We start from the raw sequence: 12,069 nt of genomic DNA, 5'->3' as shown, positions 1-12,069 counted from the left end.
CGATCCGGGAGGCCGATGACAAGCATGCATTCGGCCCCCTCGTACCGGACCCCACCGGGGCCGAAAACCCTCGCCAAAACCCTTGCCGCTGCCCCTTCCCGCTCCTACAAGCACGGCCAGCCAATTTTCTCGGATTTCTGGAGGATTTCATGCGGCCAAGCCGCCGTGCACCCGACGAACTGCGTCCCGTGTCGCTGGAACGCGGCGTCGTCAAATATGCCGAGGGTTCCTGCATGGTGAAGTTCGGCGACACCCATGTGCTGGTGACCGCCACGCTGGAAGAGCGATTGCCGCCGTGGCTGAAGGGCCAGGGCCGCGGCTGGGTCACCGCCGAATACGGCATGCTGCCGCGTGCTACCCTGGAACGCACCCGCCGCGAGGCCTCGGCCGGCAAGCAGGGCGGCCGGACGGTCGAGATTCAGCGGCTGATCGGCCGCTCGCTGCGCGCGGCCGTCGATCTCGAGGCGCTCGGCGAACGCCAGATCACGGTCGATTGCGACGTCATCCAGGCCGACGGCGGCACCCGCACCGCCTCGATCACCGGTGCCTGGGTGGCGCTGGCCGACTGCATCAACTGGATGAAGACCCGCAACATGCTGAAGACCAACGTGTTGCGCGACAATGTGGCGGCGATCTCCTGCGGCATCTACCAGGGCACGCCGGTGCTCGATCTCGACTATGCCGAGGATTCCGAAGCCGACACCGACGCCAATTTCGTCATGACCGGCGACGGCCGGATCATCGAGGTGCAGGGCACCGCCGAGAAGACGCCGTTCTCGGAAGGCGAATTCCTGGCGCTGATGGCGCTGGCGCGCAAAGGTGTCGCGCGTCTGGTCGACTTGCAAAAGATCGCGGTGGCGTAGTCAGATTGGTCATGCACCGCCGAATCACCGGAAGGCTCGTCATCGCCACCCATAATCCCGGCAAGCTTGCCGAGATGCGGGAACTGCTGGCGCCGCACGGCGTGGAGGTGGTGTCGGCCGGCGAGCTCGACCTCGCCGAGCCCGAGGAGACCGGCGACAATTTTCGCGCCAACGCGGCGATCAAGGCGATCGCGGCAGCGAAGGCGACCGGACTGCCCGCCTTCGCCGACGATTCCGGCCTCGTGGTCGATGCGCTCGACGGAGCGCCCGGAATCTACTCGGCGCGCTGGGCCGGCGAGGGCAAGGACTTCATGGCGGCAATGACGCGGATCGAGCGGCTGCTGCAGGAACGCGGCGCCACCGCACCGGACCGGCGCAAGGCGCACTTCGTGTCGGCGTTGTGCGTGGCCTGGCCCGACGATCATCTCGAGCAGGTCGAGGCCCGCGTCGATGGAACCCTGGTCTGGCCGCCGCGTGGCACCGCCGGCTTTGGCTACGATCCGGCCTTCCTGCCCGACGGCTACACGCGGACCTTCGGCGAGATGACCAGCATCGAGAAGCACGGCCTGCCGCCGCTCGGGCTCGGCCTGTCGCATCGCGCCCGCGCCTTCGTGAAGCTCGCGGAGATCTGCCTTGAGCCACGCTGACCGAGAAGCCTTCGGCGTCTACGTGCACTGGCCGTTCTGCCTGTCGAAATGCCCGTATTGTGATTTCAACAGCCATGTGCGGCATGCGCCGGTCGACGAGGAGCGTTTCGTGCGCGCGTTCGCCCGCGAGATCGAGACGACGGCCGCGCGCGTGCCGGGGCGGCAGGTGTCCTCGATCTTCCTCGGCGGCGGCACGCCGTCGCTGATGCAGCCGAAGACCGTCGGTGCCGTGCTCGATGCGATCGGCAAGCACTGGCAGGTGGCGCGCGATGTCGAGGTCACGCTCGAGGCCAATCCGACCAGCGTCGAGGCGACGCGCTTTCGCGGCTATCGCGCAGCCGGCGTCAACCGCGTCTCGCTCGGCGTGCAGGCGCTCGATGACGCCTCGCTGAAAGCGCTAGGCCGCCTGCACACCGCGCGCGAGGCGCTCGACGCGGTCGCGATCGCGCGCTCTGCGTTCGACCGTTACTCGTTCGATCTGATCTATGCCCGCCCCGACCAGACGCCGCGGATGTGGGCCGATGAACTGAAGCAGGCGATCTCGGAAGCGGCCGAGCATCTGTCGCTGTACCAGCTCACGATCGAGGAAGGCACGCCGTTCTTCGGGCTGCATGCCGCCGGCAAATTGCAGACGCCGGACGAAGCGACCGCGCGCGCGCTCTACGACGTGACGCAGGAGGTCTGCGCCCGCGAAGGGTTGCCGGCCTATGAGATCTCCAATCACGCCCGCGCCGGCGCGGAGTGCAAGCACAACCTCGTCTACTGGCGCGGTGAGGAATATGCCGGCATCGGCCCCGGCGCACATGGCCGGCTCGACATCGATGGCGTCAGGCACGCGACCGCAACCGAGCGGCGCCCCGAGGCGTGGCTGTTGAACGTCGAGGAGCGCGGTCACGGCGTCGTCAGCGATGACAGCCTCAACAGCGAAGAACGCGCCGACGAGTTTCTGCTGATGGGGCTGCGGCTCGCCGAGGGCATCGATCCCAAGCGCTATGCGAAGCTCTCCGGCCGCCAGCTCGACCCGCACCGGATCGCGATGCTGCGCGAGGAAGGCGCGATCGCCGTCGACGCCGACGGACGACTGCGGGTGACGACGTCGGGATTCCCGGTGCTCGACGCGGTCGTTGCGGATCTCGCCGCCTAGAACCTATCCCGTTCCGATTGAATCGGAACGAGGCTCTAGATTCTTGTTTCGACGCGTTTTCTTCACGCGAACCGGTATCCACTTCGCTCGAAACCGCTCTAGGTGCACGCTGCCAAATATCGAAAACAACCCCATGCAAAGGAGCTGGCGGGTGCCGGCGCTCGACAAGGCAGCTTGACCGCCCGACGAAAATCAAGCGCCAAAGCTCTTCGGCGAGCCTGCCACCGGCGTGCTGCCGCCTGAGGCCACCTTCATGACCGCAAGGCCACGCTCATTGGTGCCGTCGGAGCGGAAGCGGAACAGACCGTCGATACCGGCAAAGCCGGACGGATTGGTCAATGTCTCCGGCGCAAAGCGCTGCGCCCCTTGCGTGCGCGCGAGCGCCGCCATCAGCGCCACGGCATCATAGGCAAGCGTCGCGGTGCGCACGGGCTCGCCGCCATATTTGCCGCGGTAGCGCCCGGCGAAGCTGCGGAAGCCGGACGGATCGGGCGCGGCGTAGAGGCCACCCTGCAAGACGGGGCTCGCGAACACCCGCGGATTGTCCCACAGCCCGGTGCCGAGCAGCTGGATGTTGCGCAGATTGGCGCCGGCTGCGGTCAAGGCATCGGCGGTCGCGACCACCGAATCACCATCGTCGGCGATCAGCAGCGCATCGGCTTGGCCGAGCGCCTGCGCCACGGTTCGCGCCGGCGTCGCGCGATCGGCGCCATATTTCTCGAATGCGACGACGCGGCCGTTCTTGCGGCCGACCGCCTGCTTGAACGCGGCCTCGACCACGTTGCCATAGGCGTTGTCCGGCACCATCGCGGCGAACGAGCGCTTTCCGATCCCCGCCGAGTAGTCGACGATGCGGTTGATGTCGGACTCCGGCAGGAAGCTCAGCAGATAGACGCCGCGCCCGGCCACGCTCGAATCGGTGGAGAACGCGATCACCGAGGTTCCGCGCGGCCGCGTCAGTTGCGCGACGGCCGGCACCGAGCCTGCGAACAGCGGTCCCAGAATGATCTCGGCGCCTTCGGACAGTGCCTGCTGGGCACCCTGCGATGCGCCCTGCGGGCTGCCGCCATCGTCCTTGATCAGGAGCTGGATGTTCGGGTTCTGAAATTCCGCCAGCGCCATTTCGGCCGCGTTCCGCATCGACTGGGCGGCAAGCCCGGCATTGCCGGACGCCGACAGCGGCAGGATCAGGCCGATCTTGACCTGCCCGGTGCCGACCGCCTGCGGCTGCTGCTGCGGGCCGGCAGGACCGCCTTCCTGGTTGCCGCCGAACGGGCTGGAAAACTGGCTCAAGCTTTGCTGCACGCCGGAACAGGCCGTCAGCAGCGGCGCGCCCACGATGAGGCCGAGCGCGGTCCGCCGGGTGGTGCCCGACGGCGGGGACTTGCGGTGATGCGGGCCTTCCATCGTCTCTCTTCTCTTGGCCGACCGTGATCAGCCAGGACTCCATCCAGCTCTGATGAGGCGGGTGGATTCAGGCATATTCTCGGCGAATAGTTAACTAAAACAAAAGGATTATGGCCCCGCGGCGCCCTTGCCGCGGCCTCCATTTCCCCCGTCAGCCAGCGTTCCGTCACCGCCGTTTGCGGATGTGGCGCAAGCGCCGCCATCCCTCTAGATTGGCATTATGCGCGCAAAAGCCAGTTCCCTCCACAGTTCGGATGCCACGACAGGCGCTGCGGCCAGAACATTTTCGATCGGCGGCCAGCAATTGGCCGCGCCAAGGGCAGCACCCGGGCTCCATCTGGTCGCGACCCCGATCGGAAATCTCGCCGACATCACCCTGCGCGCGCTGGAAACGCTGGCCGGTGTCGACGTCATCGCCTGCGAGGACACAAGGATCACGCGCCGGCTGACCGAGCGTTATGCGATCGCCGCGGAGCTTGCGCTCTACCACGAGCACAACGCGGCCCAGGCCCGTCCAAAAATCCTGGAGCGGCTGGCGCAGGGCGCCGCGATCGCGCTGGTTTCCGACGCCGGCACGCCACTGATCTCCGATCCCGGCTTCAAGCTGGTGCGCGACGTCTGCGCCGCCGGGCATGCCGTCATCGCGGTGCCGGGGCCATCATCGGTGCTGACGGCGCTGTCGGTCGCGGCATTGCCGACCGACCGGTTTTTCTTCGAGGGATTTTTGCCCGCCAAGGAGCACGCGCGCCGCGCCCGGCTCAACGAGCTGGCGAGGGTCGATTCGACGCTCGTGATGTTCGAATCCGGCAATCGCGTACAGGACACGCTGCGCGATCTCGCCGCGATCATGGCCGGCCGCGATGCCGCGATCTGCCGCGAGCTGACCAAGCTGCACGAGGAGATCACGCGCGCGCCGGTCGCCGCGCTGGCGGCAGGCGCGGACGCGCTGGAAACGCGCGGCGAGTTCGTGCTGGTCATCGGACCGCCGGCCGATGATGCCGGGGTGATGGACCAGGATACGCTCGACGATCTGCTGCGGGCGCAACTCGGCCGCGGCAGCGTCAAGGATGCGGTCGCCCATGCGGTCGAACTGTCGGGCCGGCCGCGCCGCGAGGTCTATGCCCGTGCCCTCGAGCTTGCGAAGACCATCGGGGACGGCAATGGCGAAGACTGACAGCGCCTCGCCCGAGCGCGTCGCGGCGTTCCGGACCGGCATCTCGGCGGAGAGCCGCGCCGCAGCGCTTCTGATCGCCAAGGGCTATCGCATCCTGGCACGACGCTTCCGCACCCCCTTTGGCGAGATCGACCTGGTGGTGCGCCGGCGCAATCTGCTGGCCTTCGTCGAGGTCAAGGCCCGGGCCAGCCTCGACGACGCCGCCTATGCGGTGACGCCGCGGCAGCAGCTGCGCATCATCAATGCCGCCCAGGCCTGGCTGATGGCGCATCCCGAACATGCCGAATTCGAGCTCAGATTCGACGCCGTGCTGATTGCGCCGAAGAGCCTGCCGCGCCATCTGTTAGCGGCATTCGACGCCAGCCCTAATTAACCTCAAGACCTCGCGGGACACGCTTATGAAATTGAAGATCGCCGTCCAGATGGATCCCATCGCGCGCATCAATATCCGCGGCGATTCGACCTTTGCGCTGCTGCTCGAGGCGCAAAAACGCGGCCACGACATTTCCTACTACACGCCCGACAAGCTGTCGCTGCGCGGCGAGGAGCTGGTGGCGCCGGTGCAGCCTCTCACCGTGCGCGACGAGGTCGGCAATCACTTCACGCTGGGCGAGCCGAAGCGCGAGGCGCTCAACGGCTTCGACGTCGTGCTGCTGCGGCAGGATCCGCCGTTCGACCTCGCCTACATCACCTCGACCCATTTCCTCGAGCGCATCCATCCGAAGACCTTGGTCGTCAACGACCCGGCCAGCGTGCGCAACGCGCCGGAAAAGCTGTTCGTGATGAATTTCCCGCAGCTGATGCCGCCGACCCTGATCTCGCGCGATCTCGACGAGATCAACGCATTCCGCGACCAGCATGGCGCCGTCGTCATGAAGCCGTTGCACGGCCATGGCGGCGCCGCCGTCTTCCGCGTGATGCCGCAGGACATGAACTTCGGCTCGCTGTTCGACATGTTCTCGGTCACGTTCAAGGAGCCCTGGGTGATCCAGCGCTTCCTCCCCGAGGTGAAGCATGGCGACAAGCGCATCATCCTGGTCGACGGCGAGTTCGCCGGCGCCGTCAACCGCGTGCCGGCGGCGGACGATCTGCGCTCCAACATGGTCCGTGGCGGCGCAGCCACGGCGACCGAACTCTCGGATCGCGAGCGCGAAATCTGCGCCACGCTCGGACCGGCGCTGCGCGAACGCGGCCTGCTGTTCGTCGGCATCGACGTGATCGACGGCAACCTGACCGAGATCAACGTCACCTCGCCGACCGGCATCCGCGCAATCCAACGGCTCAATGGCCCCGACGTCGCGGCGATGATCTGGGATACCATCGAGAAGAAGCGCGCCGCGAAATAATCCTCCCTTGTGCGCCGCACAGCTGGCTGAAATTTTAGCCAGCGTTCGATCGCGCATGCGTTCTCCTTATTCTTCTTGCCAGCTTGCGCGGGCGAGGGCAGCATCCGCTTGCCTGCGTCAGGTCAAGCAGCGGGTCAACGCGCGGGCACAACGCGAAAATCTTATAAAAATTCTGGAGGAAGACGTTATGACGCTCAATGTCTCACGACGATCCTTGCTCGCGCTCGGTGCCGGTCTCGGCGCCAGCACCCTGCTCGGGGGCACCGCACAGGCACGCGCGCCAAAGCTCGGCACGCAGACACCCTACTGGCACCGCTTCATGCTCGGCGAAGCCGAAGTGACCGTCGTATCCGACGGGCCGCTTCCGCTCGGCGACCCCTCCGGCACCTTCACCGGTGTGCCGAAGGAGGAGGTGAAGAAGATGCTCTCCGACAACTTCCTCTCGCCCGACAATGTCGTGCTCGAGCAGAATTCGCCGATCGTCAACACCGGCGACAAGCTGATCCTGTTCGACACCGGCATGGGCACGTCGCAACTATTCGGCAAGACCACCGGGCGGCAGCAGAAGAGCATGCAGGAAGCCGGCATCAAGCCGGAGGACATCGACGCCGTCGTGCTGTCGCACGCGCATATCGATCATATCGGCGGCATCGTCGGCGCCAACGACAAGCCGTTGTTCCCGAATGCGCAATACTACATCGCGCAGAGCGATCTCGAGTTCTGGACCGACGAAGGCAAGATGGGCAGCCCGTTGAAGGATTTCATCGTGCATGCCCGCAAGAACCTGCTGCCGGTGCGCGACCGCATCGTGTTCTTCAAGGACGGCCAGGAATTCCTGCCCGGCGTGACGGCAATCGCAGCGCCCGGCCACACCGTGGGCCACACCATCTTCATGGTGAGCTCGGGCGGCAAATCCTTCGCCTTCCTCGGCGACCTCTCGCATCACGCGGTGCTGCTGCTGGAGCGTCCGCGGATGGAGTTCTCCTACGACACCGATCCGAAGCAGGCGGCGGCGTCGCGGGTCAAGCTGCTGGAAATGCTGGCCGCGAACAAGACGGCCGTGATGTCCTATCACTTCGCCTGGCCGGGCTACGGCCACGTCGCCAAGGCCGGCGAAGGCTTCCACTACTATCCGGAGCCGATGCAGATGAACCTGTGACGGACTGATTGCGAAGACGGACTGCCTCGGGAGCGGCCGCCGCCGCTCCCGAATGCATTTGCCGCCCGGTGTAAGGAGTGCACGGGGCGCCCGGCCTATTCCGCCGGCGCAAGGCGGCTCGCGGAGCGAGTGCGCATCGTCTCTCGCGCGCCAATCCGCGCACGACGTTTGCGCCACCAGATCACGACGCCCGTCACCGACAGCGTCGCAACCACCAATCCCATCAGCGAGATCAGGATGCGCCCGGGCAGGCCGGCGATCCGGCCGGAATGCAGCGGAAACTGCATCTGCACGAACACGTCGGCCGCTGTGCCGACCCATGGCAGCCGCTCGCCGAGCGGACGGCCGTCCTCGCTGTCGTAGTAAAGCTGCGCCGGCCCGACGCCCGCGGCGCCATGTTCGTCGCCCGGCTCGAAGAATGCGACCGCATAGACGCCATGCGCCGGACCATAATTGATCGAACCGGCCGGTGTGGTCCAGCCGCGCGCCTTGCCGTCGGCCGCGGCGCGCGCGGCGATCTCCGCATAGGTGATCCTCGGCTCGATCGGATCGTCGAGATGACGATATGGTCGCTGCTCGTAGGGTGTCGGCGTGTAGTTGGACACGGTCTTCATCAACGGCGAGAACACCTCGAAATAGAGGTTCAGCGAGAATGCCGTGAATGCGATCACGAACAGCAAGGCCCAGGTCCACAGGCTGAAGGCGCGATGAATGTCGAAATTGATTCGATAGGCGCTGCCTGAGGTCTTGATCTTCCAGGCCGGTGCCCAGCGGGTCCAGAAACTCTTGCCGCGTGCGGCCGGTATCGCCGCCGCCCGCTGCGCCCTTGCGCGCCGCCGCGACGGCAGGGTCAGGTAGAAGCCGACGAAACAATCGATCGTCCAGATCACGGCGATGACGCCGAGGAAGCGCATGCCCCAGCGATCGCTGCCCCAGAATTCAGGGATATGCATCGTGTAATGCAGCTTGTAGAGGAATGAGACGAAGTTTTCGCGGGTCACCGGCCAGACCGCGCCCCAATAGCGGCGTCCGAGCTCGGCGCCGGTGTTTGGATCGAGAAAGACCTGGTTGTAGTCGAGCGCGTAGCGCTTGCCGGTCGCCGGATCGATCCGCGGCAGCACGAAGAACCACAGCGACTCGCCTTTCTCCGCCGTCATGAACATGTGGACGACGCGGGCGCGATGATCGCGCTGCTCGATCAGCCGGGCGAGCTCGACGGACTGGATCGCCGGTCCGGAGCTCGTCACCTCGAACAGCTTCCTGTTGAGCACATCGTCGATCTCGTGGTCCCACGAGATGATCGCGCCGGTGATGCCCGAGAAGAACAGGAAGGCCGCGGTGACAAGGCCCGCCCAGCGATGCAGTCGTCCGAAGATGGGTCTCATGGGGATTTCAGCAAGTTGTGGGGTGATCACCAGCGATAGGTCAGCTTCGCGATCGCCTTGCGGCCCTCCGCGTAGAAGCAGCTGGTGTTGCCGTAGCAGGCTGCCACGTAGCGCGTATCGGCAAGGTTGGTGACGTTGAGCGAGAGGCGATAATTGTCCCTGGTATAGGCGACGAGCGCATCGACGACCGTCGACGCCGGCACCTTGAAGGTGTTGGCGTCGTCACCGAACGTCGATCCGACATAGCGGACGCCGGCCCCGAACTGGACGCCGGCGAGCGGGCCGCCCTGAACGGTGTAATCGCCCCACAGCGAGAAACGGTTGAGCGGCACCGTGGTTGGCGCCTTGCCGACATTGACGGGATCCTTGGTGACTTCAGCGTCGACATAGGCGTAGCCGCCGCGGATGTTGACGCCCTCGACCAGCGTCGCGGTGCCCTCGAGCTCAACGCCGCGCGACCTGACTTCGCCGGTCTGCTCGGCGAAATAGAACGGCGGGGCGTAGGTGACGACGTTGGACCGGGTCAGGTCGAAGGCGGCCAGCGTGATCAGCGCATTGATGCCGACCGGCTGGTACTTGACGCCGATTTCGTACTGCACGCCGGACTCCGGCTTCAGCAGCTCGCCGGCGGCATTGGTGCTCAGCACCGGCAGGAATGACTCCGAATAGCTGAAATAGGGCGCGATGCCGTTGTCGAAATTGTACATCACGGCGGCGCGACCGGTGAATGCCGAGGCGTCGGTCGACGTCGACGTTTTCGCGAGATTGTTGTCGAGGTCGGTAGTGACGAAATCCTGCCGCCCGCCAAGCAGAAACGACAGCCGGCCGAGCCTGATCTGGTCCTGCAGATAGAGGCCGGCCTGCGACTGCTTGATGCCGGTGTCGTCATACGGTCCGTTGTTGGTCCAGCTGTTGGTATAGACTGGCGCGAAGACGTTGAGCTTGCCGGTGCTGTAGCTCGAGGCCATGTCGCGGAACGAGGTGTTGCGGTAATCGACGCCGAACAGCGTCGTGTGGCTCAGCATGCCGGTGACGAACTTGCCCTGCAGCTGGTTGTCGACCGCGAAGGAATCGATCGTCGAGCTGCCGCCGGCGCCGCCGCGCGACAGCAGGCCCGCGGCTTCGTCGGCCGCCGATGCATAGCCGGTGCCGTAGAAGCTCTTCTGCTCGTTGTGCATCCACGAATAGCGCAGGTTCTGGCGGAAGGTCAGCGCCTCGTTGAAGTCGTGCGACAGCATGTAGCCGACCGAGGATTGCTCGGTGTCGAACTGGTTGAAGCCGGGCTCGCCGACGAAGCGCGTGTTCGGAATGTAGCGGCCGTTATTGGCCCAGACGGTGCCGGACGGCGGCAGGAATTGCAGGCCCCAGCCGGTGCGTTCCTTCTGGTAGTTCGCGAGGAAGGTGATCGTGGTGTCCTCGTTCGGCTTCACGGTGACGGCGGGCGCGATGAAGACGCGATTGTCCTTGGTGTAGTCGACCTGGGTCTCGCCATCGCGCGCGACGCCGGTCAGGCGCCACAGCACCGTTCCTTCCTTGTTGGCGCGGCCGCCGATGTCGAACTCGCCCTGATAGCGGTTGAAGCTGCCGCCCGACAGCGACACTTCCCCGAACTCGCGTGCAGTCGGCAGCTTGCTGACATAGTTGAGGATGCCGCCGGTGCCACTGCCGCCGAACATCGCCGAGGATGGCCCCTTCAGGACCTCGAGGCGCTCGGCTCCGTACGGATCGAGCCCGAGGAAGTGCACATAGTTGCTGCTCGGCAGCCGCAGGCCGTCGAGATAGAGGCCCGGCATCGTCATGTCGAAGCCGCGGATCTGCAGGCCGCCGAAGCGGGTGTCCGAGCCGCCATTCACGTCGCCGCTGACGCCTGCGGTGTAGCGCAATGCCGCGCCCACCGATTCCGCACCCTGGTTCCTGATCTGGTCGGTCGTGACGACCGAGATCGATTGCGGGATTTCGATCAGCGGCGTGTCGGTCTTGGTCGCCGTGCCCGAACGCGTGGCAACGAACCCGACCACCGGACCGCCGGCTCGCTCGCCGGCGCCGGCACCGGATCGTGCCGCAGCTGGCGTCGTCGCCTGCTGGGATCGAGCCACACGATTGGCGCGGCTCGCGCGTGCGGCCACCGGACGACGAACCGGTTTTGCATTCGCAGTGATCGCGCGCTGCTGAGGCGCGTCCACGCTCACCGGCGGCAGTTCCGATTGCGCGTCGGCGCGTTCGGTCGCGACTCCTGCGGCAAGGACGGCGGCGGTACATAGACCGATCGTTCGCAGCGCTGGATGTTGACGGGTGGAATGCGAAACAAGTCGACCGATCACGCGAAGGCGCCCCTGATGTCAGCCTGGATGGATTTGTGATCCGGCTCTACAGCGCGGGGCTCGCGAGTACAGACCTCGGCAGTTGGAATAGATCGAGACTGCGCGCGCGATCAGCGTGCGATCGCTGAAACAGCGGGGAAATCGACGACGCGCTGCGACAATAAGCGCGCGATGCTCGTCGTGCTGGAATGATTCTTGAGAATGATTCCTGCAGTTGTCGACGATGCGAGCTGTGTTCGATCGCGCGAGGCGCGCGTCATGGCGCCGACGCCCGACGCCTCCGCGCCGGCCGGAAACGGATGCGCCGCGCGGTGAACTGGTACCGGGCGACCAGCCCTCGGCGCCGCGAATGTTCCTGTAATGTTCTTGCACTTGCCGCCCGGTTCCGCTACCTTCGATTGCGGAAGAATAGGGGCAGCATGGTCCAGCGCGTTTCCACCGTCGCATTCGAGGGGATTGAAGCCCGCGCGGTCGACGTGCAGGTGCAGGTCGCGCCGGGATTGCCGGCATTCGCCATTGCAGGGTGTGAATGCCAACGCTATAGGGCGGTGGCAATCAGTATCACACGGAGATTGCAATGGAATTGGGGAACACCATCACCAGCATCGGGCTCAGGTCCACCG

The 12,069-nt window shown here is 65.7% G+C and carries 10 protein-coding genes and 1 pseudogene; 8 read left to right on the top strand and 3 right to left on the bottom strand.

Annotation, left to right across the window (positions count from 1 at the left end; genetic code table 11):
* The first annotated feature begins 149 nt into the window (after nt 1-149).
* The 3 genes from rph to hemW are packed head-to-tail and all read left to right on the top strand — an operon-like array spanning nt 150 to nt 2,654.
* Entirely contained in the window at nt 150-863 is a 714-nt protein-coding gene (gene rph / locus ACVMB1_RS34015) for a ribonuclease PH (protein ID WP_016841497.1), read from the top strand.
* An 11-nt stretch (nt 864-874) separates the two neighbouring features.
* On the top strand, nt 875-1,510 hold the full coding sequence (rdgB, locus tag ACVMB1_RS34010) for an RdgB/HAM1 family non-canonical purine NTP pyrophosphatase (protein WP_057020354.1): 636 nt from the start codon (nt 875-877) through the stop codon (nt 1,508-1,510).
* Nucleotides 1,497-2,654 (top strand): radical SAM family heme chaperone HemW, encoded by a 1,158-nt coding sequence (hemW, locus tag ACVMB1_RS34005; protein ID WP_057020353.1) that lies wholly within the window; start codon nt 1,497-1,499, stop codon nt 2,652-2,654. Before rdgB ends, hemW begins: the two co-directional genes overlap by 14 nt.
* A 192-nt stretch (nt 2,655-2,846) precedes the next feature.
* Here the strand turns inward: hemW and ACVMB1_RS34000 are convergent, their stop codons facing one another.
* Complete coding sequence (locus ACVMB1_RS34000; RefSeq protein WP_057020352.1) at nt 2,847-4,061, bottom strand: penicillin-binding protein activator; 1,215 nt, start codon at nt 4,059-4,061, stop codon at nt 2,847-2,849.
* Nucleotides 4,062-4,281: 220 nt separating this feature from the next.
* Here ACVMB1_RS34000 and rsmI point away from each other — a divergent pair, with 220 nt between their 5' ends.
* The 4 genes from rsmI to ACVMB1_RS33980 all read left to right on the top strand — a co-directional run bounded on the left by rsmI (nt 4,282) and on the right by ACVMB1_RS33980 (nt 7,740).
* Nucleotides 4,282-5,235 carry a 16S rRNA (cytidine(1402)-2'-O)-methyltransferase gene (gene rsmI / locus ACVMB1_RS33995; RefSeq protein ID WP_076833712.1) on the top strand — a complete coding sequence of 318 codons (954 nt, stop codon included), beginning with the start codon at nt 4,282-4,284 and terminating at the stop codon, nt 5,233-5,235.
* Nucleotides 5,222-5,608: a YraN family protein gene (locus tag ACVMB1_RS33990; protein WP_076833711.1), complete on the top strand. Its 387-nt coding sequence runs from the start codon at nt 5,222-5,224 to the stop codon at nt 5,606-5,608. Before rsmI ends, ACVMB1_RS33990 begins: the two co-directional genes overlap by 14 nt.
* Before the next feature lie 25 nt (nt 5,609-5,633).
* On the top strand, nt 5,634-6,581 hold the full coding sequence (gshB, locus tag ACVMB1_RS33985; RefSeq protein WP_076833709.1) for a glutathione synthase: 948 nt from the start codon (nt 5,634-5,636) through the stop codon (nt 6,579-6,581).
* Between the two features lie 187 nt (nt 6,582-6,768).
* A complete protein-coding gene (locus ACVMB1_RS33980; RefSeq protein ID WP_057020349.1) occupies nt 6,769-7,740 on the top strand; it encodes an MBL fold metallo-hydrolase in 972 nt (323 codons plus the stop codon).
* A 95-nt stretch (nt 7,741-7,835) separates the two neighbouring features.
* Here ACVMB1_RS33980 and fsrB read toward each other — a convergent pair whose 3' ends face one another.
* Together fsrB and ACVMB1_RS33970 are read right to left on the bottom strand one after the other, a co-directional pair.
* Nucleotides 7,836-9,125, bottom strand: coding sequence for a siderophore utilization protein FsrB (gene fsrB, locus ACVMB1_RS33975; RefSeq protein WP_076833707.1), 1,290 nt, complete (start codon nt 9,123-9,125; stop codon nt 7,836-7,838).
* 26 nt (nt 9,126-9,151) lie between these two features.
* A complete protein-coding gene (locus tag ACVMB1_RS33970) occupies nt 9,152-11,143 on the bottom strand; it encodes a TonB-dependent siderophore receptor (protein ID WP_076833705.1) in 1,992 nt (663 codons plus the stop codon).
* 722 nt (nt 11,144-11,865) lie between these two features.
* Here ACVMB1_RS33970 and ACVMB1_RS33965 point away from each other — a divergent pair.
* Nucleotides 11,866-11,970: pseudogene (locus ACVMB1_RS33965) on the top strand (ATP-binding protein); the annotation flags it as partial.
* Between the last annotated feature and the right edge of the window lie 99 nt (nt 11,971-12,069).

The sequence above is a fragment of the Bradyrhizobium sp. USDA 4504 genome (assembly GCF_054063995.1).
This window is presented reverse-complemented; position numbering and strand designations above follow the sequence as displayed.